General features: G+C 66.3%; 10 protein-coding genes and 1 pseudogene. 10 read left to right on the top strand and 1 reads right to left on the bottom strand.

All coding sequences use genetic code 11. The annotated features are described in order from the left end of the window. Positions 1-258: pseudogene (locus tag ACP7DD_RS18290) on the bottom strand (IS4 family transposase); the annotation flags it as partial. A 198-nt stretch (positions 259-456) separates the two neighbouring features. On the opposite strand from ACP7DD_RS18290, the gene uvrA reads away from it, so the two are divergent. The 10 genes from uvrA to pdeM all read left to right on the top strand — a co-directional run bounded on the left by uvrA (position 457) and on the right by pdeM (position 17,072). Continuing rightward, complete coding sequence (gene uvrA / locus ACP7DD_RS18285; RefSeq protein WP_426176226.1) at positions 457-2,988, top strand: excinuclease ABC subunit UvrA; 2,532 nt, start codon at positions 457-459, stop codon at positions 2,986-2,988. Positions 2,989-3,094: 106 nt separating this feature from the next. Continuing rightward, positions 3,095-6,538 carry a response regulator gene (locus tag ACP7DD_RS18280; protein ID WP_426176225.1) on the top strand — a complete coding sequence of 1,148 codons (3,444 nt, stop codon included), beginning with the start codon at positions 3,095-3,097 and terminating at the stop codon, positions 6,536-6,538. A gap of 53 nt (positions 6,539-6,591) precedes the next feature. Next, a complete protein-coding gene (locus ACP7DD_RS18275; protein WP_426176232.1) occupies positions 6,592-7,383 on the top strand; it encodes a CheR family methyltransferase in 792 nt (263 codons plus the stop codon). Continuing rightward, positions 7,380-7,985, top strand: a complete 606-nt coding sequence (locus tag ACP7DD_RS18270) for a chemotaxis protein CheB (RefSeq protein WP_426176224.1) — start codon at positions 7,380-7,382, stop codon at positions 7,983-7,985. The genes ACP7DD_RS18275 and ACP7DD_RS18270 overlap by 4 nt, the downstream gene beginning before the upstream one ends. After that, positions 7,982-9,196, top strand: a complete 1,215-nt coding sequence (locus tag ACP7DD_RS18265; RefSeq protein WP_426176223.1) for a hybrid sensor histidine kinase/response regulator — start codon at positions 7,982-7,984, stop codon at positions 9,194-9,196. Before ACP7DD_RS18270 ends, ACP7DD_RS18265 begins: the two co-directional genes overlap by 4 nt. Positions 9,197-9,591: 395 nt before the next feature. Further along, the gene (locus ACP7DD_RS18260; protein WP_426176222.1) at positions 9,592-11,295 is read left to right on the top strand and encodes a RecQ family ATP-dependent DNA helicase; all 1,704 of its coding nucleotides are present in this window, start codon (positions 9,592-9,594) and stop codon (positions 11,293-11,295) included. A 9-nt stretch (positions 11,296-11,304) separates the two neighbouring features. Beyond that, positions 11,305-12,339 carry a ligase-associated DNA damage response exonuclease gene (locus ACP7DD_RS18255; RefSeq protein ID WP_426176221.1) on the top strand — a complete coding sequence of 345 codons (1,035 nt, stop codon included), beginning with the start codon at positions 11,305-11,307 and terminating at the stop codon, positions 12,337-12,339. Further along, positions 12,332-13,966, top strand: coding sequence for an ATP-dependent DNA ligase (locus ACP7DD_RS18250; RefSeq protein ID WP_426176220.1), 1,635 nt, complete (start codon positions 12,332-12,334; stop codon positions 13,964-13,966). The genes ACP7DD_RS18255 and ACP7DD_RS18250 overlap by 8 nt, the downstream gene beginning before the upstream one ends. An 11-nt stretch (positions 13,967-13,977) precedes the next feature. After that, positions 13,978-16,425 carry a ligase-associated DNA damage response DEXH box helicase gene (locus ACP7DD_RS18245; RefSeq protein ID WP_426176231.1) on the top strand — a complete coding sequence of 816 codons (2,448 nt, stop codon included), beginning with the start codon at positions 13,978-13,980 and terminating at the stop codon, positions 16,423-16,425. Further along, the gene (pdeM, locus tag ACP7DD_RS18240; protein WP_426176219.1) at positions 16,422-17,072 is read left to right on the top strand and encodes a ligase-associated DNA damage response endonuclease PdeM; all 651 of its coding nucleotides are present in this window, start codon (positions 16,422-16,424) and stop codon (positions 17,070-17,072) included. The genes ACP7DD_RS18245 and pdeM overlap by 4 nt, the downstream gene beginning before the upstream one ends. Positions 17,073-17,131: the final 59 nt, after the last annotated feature.

The following is a 17,131-nucleotide window of genomic DNA, read 5'->3' as shown; positions in this document are numbered from 1 at the left end:
CATCAGCGTCACACCGCGCGCCTGAGGATAGCTGGCGACCTTTGCGTTGGCATAGTTCTGCGCACCGAAGTGAGCGCGGTTAGCCGCGCTATCGGCCAGACGCAGCGTCGTCCCATCCAGGCGCCGATGGCGAATACTGGCCTTTTCGCTCGCCGAAAGCGCTGCCTCCACCCATGCGTACGGCAAATGCTCTCCCAGCCGCCTCCAATCGGGCGGGTGGGGCAAATCAATAACCAGTGGGAGGGCATCGGACAGCATCAGCCAGAAAGTTAACACTTCGGCCGAAAGTTTACAACAAGAAAATGCGACTAAAGCTTAACTTAGCTGCATTAGGGTCAGACCTAGGTCTGACCCCGAATTGCACAAATTGCAATCGCCGCAACGGTGTGTGAACGCACGGTTGCAATTTGCCTGCAGAGTTCTAATACGCCTTTGATTGCACAGCGGGGAAACAGAATGCGGAACAAGAACGGCGGGCCGCCGGCCGGCTTCGTGCGGGTGATCGGCGCGCGGGAACACAACCTCAAGAACGTCAACGTCGACATCCCGCGCGACGCACTGGTGGTGTTTACCGGCGTCTCCGGGTCCGGCAAATCGTCGCTCGCCTTCGGCACGCTGTACGCCGAAGCGCAGCGGCGCTACCTCGAATCGGTGTCGCCGTATGCGCGCCGCCTGTTCCACCAGATGCCGGTGCCGGAAGTGGACGACATCGTCGGCCTGCCGCCGGCGGTCGCGCTGCAGCAGCAGCGCGGCTCGCCGACTACCCGTTCGTCAGTTGGCAGCGTCAGTACCTTGTCCAATTCGCTGCGCATGCTGTATTCGCGCGCCGGCGACTACCCGGCGACCCAGCCGCTGCTGTACGCCGAATCGTTTTCGCCCAATACGCCGGAAGGCGCCTGCCCCGAGTGCCATGGCCTCGGCCGCGTCTACCAGGTCACCGAGCAGTCGCTGGTGCCGGACGACAGCCTGACTATCCGCGAGCGCGCCGTCGCCGCCTGGCCGCCGGCCTGGCATGGCCAGAACCTGCGCGACATCCTCACCACGCTCGGCTACGACGTCGACACGCCTTGGCGCGACCTGCCCAAGAAAGACCGCGACTGGATCCTCTACACCGACGAGCAGCCGACCGTGCCGGTGTACGCCGGCTTCACGCCGCACGAAGTCAAGCAGGCCTTGAAGCGCAAGGAGACGCCGAGCTACCAGGGCACCTTCACGGGCGCGCGCAAATACGTGCTGCAGACGTTCGCCAACACCGAGAGCGCGTCGATGAAAAAGCGCGTGGCGCGCTACATGGTCAGCGCCGAGTGCCCGCAGTGCGAAGGCAAGCGGCTGCGGCGCGAATCGCTGTCGGTCAAATTTGCCGGCTACGACATCGCCGACATCTCGCACCTGCCGCTCGAACGGCTCGCGCAGATCCTGACCCCGTTCGCCGACGGCAGCGCGCCGCGCAACGCGAAAGACGCGGCGCGCCATCCCGAAAAAGTCATCGTCACCCAGCGCATCGCCGAAGACGTGGTGGCGCGCCTGAAGGTACTGCTCGACCTGGGACTCGGCTACCTCGCGCTCGAGCGCAGCACGCCGACCTTGTCGCCCGGCGAACTGCAGCGCCTGCGCCTGGCCACCCAGGTCCGATCGAGCCTGTTCGGCGTCGTGTATGTGCTCGATGAGCCGTCCGCCGGCCTGCATCCGGCCGACACCGAGGCGCTGCTGACCGCACTGGCGCAGCTCAAAGCGGCCGGCAATTCGCTGTTCGTCGTCGAACACGCGCTCGACGTCATCTGCCACGCCGACTGGATCGTCGACGTCGGCCCGGCCGCCGGCGAGCAGGGCGGCCATGTGCTCTACAGCGGGCCGCCGGCCGGCCTGCAGCATGTCGAGGCGTCGCACACGCGGCGCTTCCTGTTCACCACCGAAAAGCCGCCGCATCGCCAGCCGCGCGTCCCCGCCGACTGGCTCACGCTCGAAGGCGTCACCCGCAACAACCTGCATGGCCTGCAGGTCGACTTCCCGCTCGGCGTGCTCACCGGCGTGACGGGCGTGTCCGGCTCGGGCAAATCGACCTTGGTCAGCCAGGTGTTCGTCGAGCTGGTCGCAACCGCGCTCGGGCATCCGCTGGAAGCGGAAGCGGAGGAGGGCGATGAACTCGAGACCGGCGCCAAAACGGCCGCGCTGGAAGGGCGCATCGTGCGCGGCCTGGCCGGCATCAAGCGGCTGGTGCGGGTCGACCAGAAGCCGATCGGACGCACGCCGCGCTCCAACCTGGCCACCTATACCGGCCTGTTCGACCATGTGCGCAAGCTGTTCGCCGCCACCAAGATGGCGCGCGCGCGCCGCTACGACGCCGGGCGCTTCTCGTTCAACGTCGCCAAGGGTCGTTGCGAGCATTGCGACGGCGAAGGCTTCGTCATGGTCGAACTGCTGTTTTTGCCGAGCGTGTACGCGCCATGCCCGACCTGCGAAGGCGCGCGCTACAACGCCAAGACGCTGGAGGTGCGCTACCAGGACAAGAACATCGCCGAGGTGCTGGCGCTGACGGTCGACGCCGCGGCCGAATTTTTCGCCGGCGAGGCGCAGGTGGCGCGCTCGCTCGACATGCTGCGCGAAGTGGGCCTGGGCTACCTGCGCCTGGGCCAGCCGGCCACCGAGCTGTCGGGCGGCGAGGCGCAGCGCATCAAGCTGGCCACCGAACTGCAGCGCGCCGCGCGCGGCAACATGCTCTACGTGCTGGACGAACCGACCACCGGCCTGCATCCGGCCGACGTCGAAAAGCTCATCGCCCAGCTCGACCGGCTGGTCGACGCGGGCAACACCGTCATCGTGGTCGAACACACGATGCGCGTGGTGGCCGCTTGCGACTGGGTGATCGACATCGGACCGCACGCCGGCGAAGCGGGCGGCACGATCGTCGCCGCCGGCCCGCCGCGCGAGGTGGCCAGGGTCAAGGCCAGCCAGACCGCGCCGTATTTGACGCGCTATTTCGCGCACTGAGAATGATTCAATGTTGCTCTGCGCAAACGTGCTCTTTGCGTCACTGCCGACGGCGCATCTTTGTTAAACTATCGCCAATTCTGATAACCAGCAGGTTCTACGGCACATGATCGATAACAGCCAGTTTCGGCGCATCCTCGCGCGCAACGTCGCCTTGCCGCTGGCAGTCGGCATTCTCAGCGCCGCGGTGTTCGTCGTCATCATTGTCTATCTGATCAGTGTGCTCACCTGGGTCGAGCATTCCCAGCGCGTCATCGGTGACGCCAACGAGGTCAGCAAGTTGTCGGCCGAGATGGAAACGGGCATGCGCGGCTTCCTCATTTCCGGCGACGAGTCGTTCCTGGCGCCGTACCAGCTGGCCAAGCCGCGCATCGAGTCCGCGATCGCCGCGCTGGCCAACGAGGTGCGCGACAACCCGGCGCAGGTGTCGCGCCTGCACAAGGTTCAGGCCGCGCAAAAGCTGTGGGAAGACTTCGCCCACGAGGCGATCGCCGTGCGCCGACAGGGCGGCGACTACGTGCCGATGGTCAAGAGCGGGCGCGGTAAGTCGCTGACCGACGAAGTGCGGCGCCAGTTCGCCGGTTTCCTCGATGTCGAACAGCGCCTGCTGCAGGAACGCAGCGACTCGTCGCGCAACGTCACCGGCTGGTCGGTCGGCCTGTTCCTGCTGTTTAGCCTGTCCGTGGCCGGCATGCTGGCCATCTTCGGGCGCCGCGAACTGGTGGCCCTGTCCACTTCTTACACCAAGGCGATCGACCAGCAGCGCGCCCACACCGACCTGCTCGAAGACCAGGGCTGGCTGCGCACCGGCCAGTCGGAACTGGCGATGAAAATGGCCGGCCACCACGCGATGGCACAGATGAGCCAGGCCACGCTCGACCATGTCGCCCGCTACGTCGACGGCATGGTCGCGGCGCTGTACGTGCGCGAAGACGGCGGCGCGCTGCGGCGCGTCGCCACCTACGGCTTTTCCGAATCATGGGCCGGCCAGCAGCAGGTCTTCAAGCCGGGCGAGTCCTTGCTCGGCCAGGCCGTGCGCGAGGACCGCGCCATCGTCGTCGACGAGCTGCCGGCCGATTACATCAAGGTGTCGTCGGGACTCGGTCGCAGCGCGCCGCGCCAGTTGCTGATCGCGCCGTTCCGCAACGAAGGCGAGATTAACGGCGTCATCGAGATCGGCTTCCTGCATCCGACCGGACGGCGCGAGCATGATTTCCTGGCGCTCGTCGGTGACGGCATCGGCGCCGGCGTGGCCGCCGCCAGCTATCGCCAGCGGCTGCAGGAGTCGCTCGCCGAAACCCAGCAGCTCAACGAGGAGCTGCAGGTCCAGCAGGAAGAGCTGCGCACGGCCAACGAGGAGCTCGAAGAGCAGTCGCGCGTGCTGGAAGAATCGCGCTCGAACCTGGAAAACCAGCAGGCCGAGCTGGAGCAGACCAACGACCAGCTGTCCGAGCAGGCCGTCAGCCTCGACGCCAAGAACGTCGCGCTCAACGAGGCGCAAGACCAGTTGCGCCAGCGCGCGCTCGACCTCGAGCGGGCCAGCCGCTACAAGTCGGAGTTCCTGGCCAATATGTCGCACGAGCTGCGCACGCCGCTGAACAGTTCGCTGATCCTGGCCAAGCTGCTGTCGGACAACGTCAACGGCAACCTCAGCGTTGAGCAGGTCCGCTTCGCCCAGACGATCTATTCGGCCGGCAACGACCTGCTGCACCTGATCAACGACATCCTGGACATTTCCAAGGTTGAGGCGGGCAAGCTTGAACTGGTGCTCGAATCGCTGCCGCTGCGCCGCGTGGTCGACAACCTGGCGTCGACGTTCGAACCGATCGCGCTGCAAAAGCAGCTCAGCTTCACCGTGCAGGTCGACCCGTCCGTGCCTGCCACCGTGTGGACCGACCGCCAGCGGCTCGAACAGATCCTCAAGAACCTGCTGTCGAACGCGGTCAAGTTCACCGACAGCGGCGCCGTGTCGCTCAACGTGAGCAGCACGCCTGGCGGCCCGGTACGCTTCGACGTCGTCGATTCCGGTATCGGCATCGCCGAAGAACAGCAGCAAAAGATTTTCGACGCCTTCCACCAGGCCGACGGCACCACCAGCCGCCGCTTTGGCGGCACCGGTCTGGGCCTGTCGATTTCGCGCAACCTGAGCGCACTGCTCGGCGGCGAGATCAGCATCGCCAGCACGCCAGGCGCCGGCAGCACGTTCACGCTGGTGCTGCCGCGCACCTGCCCGGCCGAGGCGTCATCGGCGGCGCCGGAACTGGCGCCGCCGGTCCCGGCGTCGCTGGCGCCGGCGCCCGCGGCCGCTGCCCACGTCCTCACTGCCAGTTTCGACGACGACCGCGCCACGCCGGCTGCCGATGCCACCCGCTCGGTGCTGGTGATCGAGGACGAGCCGGCTTTTGCCGGCATCCTGTTCCAGCTGGCCCACGAAATGGGTTACCGCTGCCTGGTCGGCCTGACCGGCGCCGAAGGGCTGCAGCTGGCCGGCCAGCACATGCCCGATGCGATCCTGCTCGACATGCGCCTGCCCGACCGCTCCGGCCTGTCGGTGCTGCAGCTGCTGAAGGAGAATCCACAGACCCGTCACATCCCGGTGCACGTCGTCTCCAGCAACGACAACGGCGGCGAAGCGCTCAGCCTCGGCGCCATCGGCTACGCGCTCAAGCCGGCCACCCGTGAAGACCTCGAAGCGGTGTTCCACAAGCTCGAGGAGAAATTCACCCAGAAGATCAAGCGCATCCTGCTGGTCGAGGACGACGTCCGCCAGCGCGAAAGCGTGGTCGCGCTGATCGCCGACAGCGACGTCGAAATCGCCGCCGTCGGCTCCGGCGAGGAAGCGCTGGCGCTGCTGCGCGCGAAGGTGTTCGACTGCATGATCATCGACCTGAAGCTGCCCGACATGCAGGGCGACGAATTGCTCGAACGCATGTCCGCCGAGGACCTGTGCTCGTTCCCGCCGGTGATCGTCTACACCGGCCGCAACCTGACGCGCGCCGAGGAACACGACCTGCTCAAGTATTCGCGTTCGATCATCATCAAGGGCGCCCGTTCGCCCGAGCGCCTGCTCGACGAAGTGACCCTGTTCCTGCACAAGGTCGAAGCCAAGCTGTCGACCGAACGACAGGGCATGCTCAAGACCGTGCGCGGGCGCGACCGCGTGTTCGAAGGGCGCACCATCCTGCTGGTCGACGACGACGTGCGCAACGTGTTCGCGCTGACCAGCGCGCTCGAGCAGCGCGGCGCCAAGGTCGAAATCGGCCGCAACGGCTTCGAGGCGATCAGCAAGCTCGATGAAGTGGCCACCATCGACCTGGTCCTGATGGACATCATGATGCCCGGGATGGATGGCCTCGAAGCGATGCGTCGCATCCGCGCCGACGGCCGCTATGCGCGCCTGCCGATCATCGCCATCACCGCCAAGGCGATGAAGGACGACCAGGAGCAGTGCCTCGCCGCCGGCGCCAACGACTACCTGGCCAAGCCGATCGACCTGACCCGCCTGTACTCGCTGCTGCGCGTATGGATGCCTAACCTGGACCGCATTTGACGCATTTGACGAATTTGAAACCACAGCTGGCGGCCATCGACATCGAACTGCGCATGCTGATCGAGGCCGTCTACCTGCAGTACAACTACGACTTCCGCGATTACACCGGGGCGTCGCAGAAGCGCCGCGTGCTGCACGCGCTGCGCGAGATGGACTGCGATTCCATCTCGGCGCTGCAGGCGCGCGTGATGCACGACCCGGCCGCGTTCTCCCAGCTGCTGCAATACCTGACCATTCCCGTCACCGAGATGTTTCGCGACCCGTCGTTTTACGCCGCGCTGCGCGAGCACGTCGTGCCCGTGCTGCGCACCTACCCGTCGCTGAAGATCTGGATCGCCGGCTGCAGCACAGGGCAGGAAGTCTATTCGATGGCCATCATGCTGCGCGAGGAAGGCCTGCTCGAACGCGCCATCGTCTACGCCACCGACATCAACCCGCAGTCGCTCGAGACGGCCAGGCGCGGCGTGTTCCCGCTCGAGCAGATGCAGCTGTACACCGGGAACTACCAGGCCGCCGGCGGCAAGCGCGCCTTTTCCGACTATTACACTGCCGCTTACGGCGGTGCCCTGTTCGACAAGACGCTGATGGACAACGTCACCTTCGCCGACCACAGCCTGTCGACCGACAGCGTGTTCGCCGAGACCCACCTGGTCAGCTGCCGCAACGTCATGATCTACTTTAACAAGCGCCTGCAGGACCGCGTGTTCGGGCTGTTCCACGAGTCGCTGTGCCACCGCGGCTACCTCGCCCTTGGCAGCAAGGAGAGCATCGAGTTTTCCGCCTTCGGCGAGCGCTTCGAGCCGGTCGCCAAGCGTGACCGCGTGTACCGGAAGCTGGCGCCATGAACGCCGACTGGTTCACGCCGGCGCTGGCCGCGCGTAACTGGCAGGCGATCATCGTCGCCGGTTCGGCCGGCGGCGTCGACGCCATGCTGCAGCTGTTGCCCGGCTTGCCCGTGCCGTTGGGCGCGCCGGTGATCTGCATGCTGCACCTGCCGGCCAACCGCGACAGCCGCCTGGCCGAGCTGTTCGCCGCGCGAATGGCCGTGCCGGTGGTGGAGGCGGCCGACAAGCAGCCGGTCGAAGCGGGCGTGGTCTACTTCGCCGGCGGCGGCTACCACCTGTCGATCGAGCAAGATCGCACCTTTTCCCTCAGCTGCGAGGCGCCGGTGCACTTCGCCCGCCCGGCCATCGACGTGCTGCTCAATTCCGCCGCCGACGCGTACGGCGACAGCCTGGTCGCCATCCTGCTGACCGGCGCCAACCACGACGGCGCCGACGGCATGGCCCAGGTCCACGCGCGCGGCGGCCTGACCGTGGTGCAGGACCCGGCCGAAGCGCAGGTGGCGACGATGCCGCAGTGCGCCATCGACCTCGATACGCCCGACCTGGTGCTGCCGCTGGCCGCCATCCGTCAATTACTGCAGTTGTTGGGAGAGAAAAAATGACGTCCCAGGTACTAAGCAACGTGCTGAGCAAAGTGCTGATTGTCGACGACCTGGCAGACAACCTGCAGGCGCTCGACGCCCTGATCCGCCACGAGCGGCGCATCGTGTTCCATGCCGCTTCCGGCGAACAGGCGCTGCAGCTGCTGCTCGAACACGAGTTCGCGCTTGCCATCCTCGACGTCCAGATGCCGGGCATGGACGGCTTCGAGCTGGCCGAACTGATGCGCGGTACCGAGCGCACCCGCCACATCCCGATCGTGTTTACCAGCGCCGCCGGACGCGAACTCAATTACGCCTTCAAGGGTTACGAAACGGGCGCCGTCGACTTCCTCTACAAGCCGCTCGACAGCGACGCCGTGCGCAGCAAGGTCAACGTGTTCGTCGCACTCGACCAGCAGCGCCACGAGAGCAGGCGCCAGGTCGCCCAGCTCGAGCAAAGCCGCCGGGAACAACAACAGCTGCTGGAAGAACTGCACATTACGCAAGCCGAGCTGCAACGCTCGCTACGCATGCGCGACGACTTCATGTCGCTCGTCGCGCACGAGTTGCGCACGCCGCTCAACACGCTGTTCCTGGAAAGCCAGATGCGCATCCTGCAGCTGCAACGGGGGAATTTTGAAGCGCTGGGCCCGGACCGGCTGCCGGCGATGGTGGCGCGCGACCAGCGCCAGATCCAGTCGATGATCCGGCTGATCGACGACATGCTCGACGTATCGCGCATCCGCAGCGGCAGCCTGTCGATCCGGCCGACGCCGATTGAACTGATGGTTTTGCTCGAGCGGGTCGCCAGCGACCTGGCGTTGCAGGCCAGTGCCTACGGCAGCAGCCTGCGGCTGCATGCGCATCCGCCCGTTGCCGGCTGCTGGGATGAATCTCGTATCGAGCAGGTGGTGATCAATTTGCTGACCAACGCCTTGCGCTACGGCGGCGGTACGCCGGTCGACATCATGGTCGCCGCTACAGGCAGCGAAGTACGGGTTGACGTCGTCGACGGCGGCATCGGCATCGCCGCTGCCGACCAGCAGCGCATCTTCGAGCCGTTCGAGCGCGGCGCGGCGAATGGCGAAGTAAAAGGTCTGGGACTGGGGCTGGCGATTTCGCGGCAGCTGTCGGAAGCGCACGGCGGGCGTTTGTTCGTCACCAGCGACGGCAACAACGGCTCGACATTTACGCTGGTCTTACCACTTGGCGATGCGGCCGCGCAGGTGTAAATACAGGGGCGCAGATGTCAATACTGGTTCGGCTAGGACGTGAATCGAAGCGCGGCGCGGTCTTAGTGAATGAAGATGGCGGCGCCGCGCAGCAGGTCGGTGGCGCACACCACGTAGGTGGAAGCGCCGGCGATGGCCATTTGGATGGTGGTCCAGGTGACTGGGATTTTGCGCATCATGATGGTTCTCCTGAAAATTCGTTAGTAGCGTGTTCGGTATGACTACATCGTATGCCGTGCCGAGGACGCCTTGCATCGGCCAAGTGTCCGCTATCTTGTAGGACAAGCGCTAAGCGGCTTGTATGACGGTCAACAGCTGAGGTGGAGAGCACCTCCTACGACGCGTGTAGGCTGCGTCCTATGGAATTTTCATCACGTGCGTAATACAGTTGTTTCATGACTAAACTTGACCCCCGACTAATGCACCAAGGTTTGCGTGCGGTACGCCGCGACACGATCTCCAAACTGCTGCGTAACGTGTTCGGCATGGCGCGCCTGCGCAACGGCCAGCGGCACGTCATCGACAGCGTTCTCGACGGTAAAGACACGCTGGCGCTGATGCCGACCGGCAGCGGGAAATCGTTGTGCTACCAGATTCCCGCCAAGATGCTCAAGGGCACGACGGTGGTCGTCTCGCCGCTCATTTCACTGATGAAAGACCAGCTCGAAAAGCTCGAGGCGATGGGCATCCGCGCCGCCCAGCTCAACAGCACCCTGTCGGCCGAGGAGGAGCGCGTGGCGCTCGAAGGCATCCGCGACCGTTCGCACGCGATCGTGTTTTGTACGCCCGAGCGCCTGACCCAGCCCGACTTTGTCGCCGTGCTGCGTCAGATCGACATTGCCCTGGTGGTGATCGACGAAGCGCACTGTATTTCGCACTGGGGCCACGATTTCCGCCCGGCCTACCTCGAGATGGCCGCCTCGATCGACGCGCTGGGCCGCCCGCCGGTGCTGGCGCTGACCGCCACCGCCACCGACGACGTCGTCGTGGACATCGGCAAGCAGCTCGGCCGGCCGCGCATGAACGTCGTCAATTCAGGCATCTACCGTCCCAACCTGCATTACAACGTCGTCCAGGTGGTCAACGCGCGTGAAAAGGTCGGCGCCGCGCTGCGCATCGTGCGCGATTCAAACGGTTTCGGCATCATCTACGCCGCCACCGTCAAGGCGGCCGAGGAGATGCACGAGGCGCTGCTGGAGGCCGGCGAAAGCGCCGCCATCTATCACGGCAAGCTGACGGCGCGCGAGCGCAAGGAAAACCAGGACCTGTTCATGGCAGGCGAACGGCGCGTGATGGTCGCCACCAACGCCTTCGGCATGGGCATCGACAAGCCGGACACCCGCTTCGTCATCCACCTGCAGGTGCCGGCCAACCTGGAAGCCTACTATCAGGAGTCCGGCCGCGCCGGCCGTGATGGCCAGGACGCCTGGTGCACGCTGCTGTTCCTGCAGGACGACAAGCGCGTCCAGCAGTTCTTCCTCGTCAAGCATTACCCGACAGCGAACGACCTGAAGGCGGTGTACGACGTGGTGGTCGGCCTGCTCGGCGACGAGCCGGTCACCTTCGACCGCATCGACGCTGCCGTCGAGGAAATTGCGTCCAGCAAGCTGAAGATCTGCCTCAAGCTGCTCAAGGACGGCCGCCTGCTGCGCCAGAACCGCGCGCTCGCTTACGTGCTGGGCAAGGCGGAACCGACCGGGGCGCTGTTCGGCGACCTGGCGCAGGTCTACGAGACCAAGCAGGAGCGCGACCGCGAGGCGCTCGAGCAGATGGTGTCGTACGCGGTCAGTGGCTTTTGCCGCTGGAACGTGCTGCTCGATTACTTTGGCGACGACGTGCCCGGTTTCGAGAAGTGCTGCCGCTGCGATAACTGCCTCAATCGACCGGCGGCCCTGGAGCTGACCGAGATCCGCGATGACGAATTCGACCGCGAGGTCGAGGCGCCGACGCCGCCGCCGCTGTTTGACATCGGCGCGCGCGTGCGGGTACCGAAGTACGACGTCGGTATGGTGCAGGCTGTGGCGGGCGAGGAAATCACCATCTCGTTCCCTGACCAGAGTACCCGCACTTTCATGGCCGAATTCGTGGCCCCGGCCTGAGGGGATCGCATGGGAGACATGGTGGTGGTCCGCAAGGAGGGCCTGTATTGCGTTCCTGGCCAGTTCTACATCGACCCGTGGCGCCCTGTCGATCGCGCCGTCATCACGCACGCCCACGGTGACCATGCGCGGGTCGGCCACGGTCATTATTTGTCGGCCGCCGCCGGCGTCGGCATCCTCAAGTCGCGCCTCGGCCAGGACATCCATATCGACGGCATCGAATACGGCGCCGGCATCGAGCATAACGGCGTGAAGATTTCGCTGCACCCGGCCGGCCACGTTCTCGGTTCGGCCCAGGTGCGCATGGAACACAAGGGCGAAGTGTGGGTGGCGTCGGGCGACTACAAGGTCGAGCCGGACCGCACCTGCGTGCCGTTCGAGCCGGTGCGCTGCGACACCTTCATCACCGAATCTACTTTTGGGCTGCCGATCTACCGGTGGGAGAGCGAGCAGTCGATCTTCGACGACATCAACGGCTGGTGGCGCAAGAACGCCGCCGAGGGTCGCTGCAGCGTGGTGTTCGCCTACTCGTTCGGCAAGGCGCAGCGCATCCTTTCCGGGCTCGACCCGACGATCGGCCCGATCATCTGCCACGGCGCCGCCGAGCCGCTTAACCGGGTCTACCGCGAAGGCGGCGTCGACCTGCCGCCGACCAAAATGGTCACCGAGGTCGACAAGGCGGCACTCAAGACGGCGATCGTGATTGCGCCGCCGTCGGCCGGCGGCACCACATGGATGAAGCGCTTCGGCGACTACAGCGACGCCTTTGCCAGCGGCTGGATGCAGCTGCGCGGAGCGCGGCGACGGCGCGGCGTCGACCGCGGCTTCGTGCTGTCGGACCACGCCGACTGGCCGGGCCTGATGACGGCGATCCGGGCCACCGAGGCGCCGCGCGTGATCGTCACCCACGGCTCGATTCCGGTGATGGTGCGCTGGCTGCGCCAGCTAGGGCTCGATGCGTCCGGCTTCAACACCGAATACGGCGACGACGAAGCCGACGAGGTGGTTGCCGCGGCCGTGCCGGAGGAGGCGGGCAATGCGTGAATTTGCCCGCCTGTTTGCCGAACTTGACGAAACCACCGCCACCAATCGCAAGCTCGACGCGCTGCAGGCCTACTTCGGCAGCGCCGCGCCGGAAAACGCTGCCTGGGCGGTGTATTTTCTGGCCGGCGGCAAGCCGCGCCAGGCCGTGCCGACCAAGCTGTTGCGCCAGTACGCGGTCGAATACGCCCAGCTCGATGAGTGGCTGTTCGAAGAGTCGTACCAGGCGGTCGGCGACCTGGCCGAAACCATCGCGCATATCCTGCCACCGCCCGAGCGCCACAGTGACATCGGGCTGGCCGAGTGGATGCAGGAGCGTATCGGTCCGTTGCGCGGCGCCGACCCGAACGTCATCGGCGAGGCGCTGTTTACCTACTGGAACGAGCTCGATAGCCGCGAGCGCTTCCTGCTCGTCAAACTGATCGGCGGCGGCTTTCGGGTCGGCGTCTCGAGGCTGCTGGTTACCCGCGCGCTGTCGACCATCGCCGCCGTCGACAGCAAGCTGATTGCGCAGCGCCTGATGGGCTGGACCGACGGCAGCGTGCGGCCCACCGCCGCCGGCTTCCTGCAGCTGATCGCCGCGCCGTCCGACGACGAGCACAAGGCGCGCGGCGGCCAGCCGTATCCGTTTTTCCTGGCGCACCAGCTGCAGGGCGAACCGGCGGCGCTGGGCGACGTCGCCGACTGGCAGGTCGAGTGGAAGTACGACGGCATCCGCGCCCAGCTGGTGCGGCGCGGCGGCCAGAACTACCTGTGGTCGCGCGGCGAAGACCTGATCACCGAGCGCTTTCCCGAACTGGCCGCGCTGCGCCTGCCCGAAGGAACGGTGCTCGACGGCGAGGTGCTGATCTGGAACGACGGCGTGCCGGCGCCGTTCGCCGACCTGCAAAAGCGCATTGGCCGCAAGACCTTGTCAAGCAAGCTGCTGGCCGAATTGCCGGCGGTGCTGGTTGCCTACGACCTGCTCGAGGAAGGCGGCGTCGACCTGCGCGCCGTGCCGCAGCGCGAGCGGCGCAACCTGCTCGAAGCACTGGTCGGCCAGGTCGGCCAGGAGCAGCTGCGCATATCGCCGCTGGTCGAAGCTGCGGGCTGGGACCAGCTGGCGCAGGTGCGCACCGAATCGCGCGCGCGCGGCGTCGAAGGCATGATGGTCAAGGCCAGGGCGGCGCAATATGGCGTCGGCCGCACCAAGGATGTCGGCACCTGGTGGAAGTGGAAGATCGACCCCTACACCATCGACGCGGTGCTGATCTACGCGCAGGCCGGCCACGGCCGCCGCGCCTCGCTCTACACCGATTACACGTTCGCCGTGTGGGACCTGGACGAAACGGGCGAGCGCAAGCTGGTGCCGTTCGCCAAAGCCTATTCGGGCCTGACCGACGCCGAGATCGCGGTGGTCGACTTGGCCATCCGCAAGACGACGGTCGAGAAATTCGGCCCGGTGCGCAGCGTGCGCCCGACGATGGTGTTCGAGATCGGCTTCGAGGGGATCGCGCTGTCGAGCCGCCACAAGGCCGGCATCGCGGTGCGCTTTCCGCGCATCCTGCGCAAGCGCGACGACAAGACCATCGACGACGCCGATTCGCTCGATACGCTCAAAGGCCTGCTGGCAGCGGCGGTCTGCGCGTGAGCAAGAGCCAGATGGCGGTGACGGTCGATGCCTGGTTCGCCGGGCGCGGATGGAAGGTGTTCCCGTTCCAGCGCGCGGTGTGGCGCGCGGCACTGGCGGGCGAGTCGGGCCTGTTGCATGCCAATACCGGCTCCGGCAAGACTTATGCGGTGTGGATCGCTGCCCTGATGCGCGGCGCCCTCGTCAAGCGCCGCAAGAGCAGCGGCTTGCGGGTGCTGTGGATCACGCCGATGCGCGCGCTCGCCGCCGACACCTTGCGCGCGCTGGAAGAATCGGCCGCTGCGCTGTCGCCCGAGTGGACCATCGGCGCGCGCACCGGCGACACCACCTCGGCCGAGCGTGCGCGCCAGTCGCGCAAGCTGCCGTCAGCCCTGATCACCACGCCCGAGAGCCTGTCGCTGCTGCTGTCGCACGCCGCCGCCAAAGCGCAGTTCGCGGGCCTGGACATGATCATCATCGACGAGTGGCACGAGCTGATGGGCAGCAAGCGCGGCGTGCAGGTGCAGCTGGCGCTGGCGCGGCTACGCCACTGGAATCCCGAGCTGGTGGTATGGGCGCTGTCGGCGACGATGGGCAACCTGGCGCAGGCGCGCGAGGTGCTGCTGGGCGTTGGGCAGGGCGTGCTGGTCGAGGGCGACCTGCGCAAGCAGATCGTCGTCGACTCGCTGGTGCCGGCCAACGTGTCGCGCTTTCCGTGGGGCGGCCACCTGGGCATCCAGATGCTGATGCCGGTGATCGACGAGATCGAGCAGTTCAATGCGACGCTGGTGTTTACCAACACGCGTTCGCAGTCCGAGCTGTGGTATCAGAACATCCTCGAGGCGCGTCCCGACTGGGCCGGCCTGATCGCGCTGCATCACGGCTCGCTCGACCGCGAGGTGCGCGACTGGGTCGAGATGGGACTGAAGAAGGGCGAGCTGAAAGCGGTGATCTGCACCGCCAGCCTCGATCTCGGCGTCGACTTCCTGCCGGTCGAGCGGGTGCTGCAGATCGGCAGTGCCAAGGGCATTGCGCGCCTGCTGCAGCGGGCCGGGCGCAGCGGCCACGCGCCGGGCCGGGTGTCGCGCGTGACCCTGGTGCCGACCAACAGCCTCGAACTGCTGGAGGCGGCCGGCGCCAAGGAGGCGGTGGCGTCGCGCCGCATCGAGGCGCGCCTGGTGCCCAACAAGCCGTTCGACGTGCTGGTGCAGCACCTGGTGACGGTGGCGCTGGGCGGCGGCTTTCGCTCCGAACAGCTGTTGGCCGAAGTGCGCGGCGCCTGGTCGTATCGGCACTTGAGCGACGAGGAATGGCAGTGGGCGCTCGACTTCGTCGCTCGCGGCGGCCAGAGCCTGACGGTGTATCCCGAATACCAGCGCGTGCTGCCCGACGAGGAGGGCGTGTTCCGCGTGCCCGACGTGGCGATCGGCCGCCGCCACCGCATGGGCATCGGCACCATCGTTTCCGATTCGAGCGTGCAGGTGAAGTACATGTCGGGCGGGCGCATCGGCAGCGTCGAGGAGTCGTTCGTCGGGCGCATGAAGGCGGGCGACCATTTCATCTTCGGCGGCAAGAGCCTCGAATTCGTCCGGCTGCACGAGATGACCGCATTTGTCAAGCGCGCCACCGGCAAGAAGGGCGCGGTGACGCGCTGGATGGGCGCGAAGATGCCGCTGTCGTCGGAGCTGGCGCACGCCGCCCTCGAGCAGCTGCGCCGCGCCGCCGAGGGCCAGTTCGTCGGCCCCGAGATGGAGGCGCTGCGCCCGCTGATCGAAATCCAGCAGCGCTGGTCCAGGCTGCCGACGACCGAAGTGTTTGTCATCGAGGCGATGAAAAGCCGCGAAGGCCATCATCTGTTCGTCTATCCGTTCGCCGGCCGCTCGGTCCACATGGGCCTGGCGTCGCTGCTGGCCTACCGCGTCGGCCGGCTGCAGCCCATCACCTTTTCGATCGCCATCAACGATTACGGCTTCGAACTGCTGGCGGCCGAGCCGGTCGACTGGAAGGCGCTGTTTGCCGGCGCCACTGGCGCCGAGGTAGGGCTGCTCGGTACCGAACGCCTGCTCGAAGACGTCCTCGAAAGCCTGAATGCGACCCAGCTGTCGCAGCAGCGCTTTCGCGAGGTGGCGCGCATCGCCGGGCTGGTGTTCCAGGGGTATCCGGGCCAGCCAAAAAGCGCGCGCCAGGTGCAGGCATCGTCGTCGCTGTTTTTCGAAGTCTTCCGCAAGCACGATGCCGGCAACCTGTTGCTGACCCAGGCGCAGCGCGAAGTGATGGAGCAGGAGCTCGAACTGACGCGGCTGCGCGACACGCTGGCCGAACTGCACGCGCGCCGCGTCGCCTTTTGCGACGTCAAGCGCGCCACGCCGTTCGGCTTCGCGCTGATGGTCGAGCGCTTCCGCGAAAAGGTCACCACCGAAAAACTGTCGGACCGGGTGGCACGGATGGTGCGCGAACTCGACAAGGCGGCACAGCCTTGACCGCGCGCGAAGTGCTCGTCGCCGGCGAAACGCTGCTGCTGCTGGCGCACAAGGCGCTGTATTGGCCGGCGCGCAAAATGCTGATCGTCGCCGATATCCACTTCGGCAAGGCGGCGTCGTTCCGCGCGCTCGGCGTGCCGGTGCCGCGCGGGACCACCAGCCAGAACCTGGCCGCGCTCGACGCCCTGATGGCCGAGCACGACGTCGGGCACATCACCTTCCTCGGCGACTTTTTGCACGCGCGCGCGGCCCATGCGACGGCGACGGTGGCGGCGATGCTGGCCTGGCGCTTGCGCCATCCGTCGCTGAAACTGACGCTGGTGCGCGGCAACCACGACCGCCATGCCGGCGACCCGGCCGCTTCCTTGATGATCGACCTGGTCGACGAGCCGCATGCGGTGGCGCCGTTCGCGTTCTGCCACCATCCCGATGTCGACACCGCCGGCTACGCGCTGGCCGGCCACATCCATCCGAGTTTCTTGCTGGCGACGCGCTTCGATGCGCTGCGCCTGCCGTGTTTCGTGGTCGGGCCGCGGCGCATGATCCTGCCGTCGTTTGGCGCCTTTACCGGCGGTTTCCTGATCACGCCAGAGGCCGGCGACGCCATTTATGTGACCTCCGGCGAGGCCGTGCACTTAGTACGCTAGCGCACCGACGGCCATGCGGGCTCGGCGTAACTTACGCTTACTCGCTGTCAATACTCAGC

Origin of the sequence: Massilia sp. TWR1-2-2, from assembly GCF_049897565.1 — a bacterium.
Lineage (GTDB): Bacteria > Pseudomonadota > Gammaproteobacteria > Burkholderiales > Burkholderiaceae_D > JAFCUW01.
The sequence above is the reverse complement of the archived record's forward strand: the minus strand, read 5'-3'. Positions and strand labels throughout refer to the sequence as shown.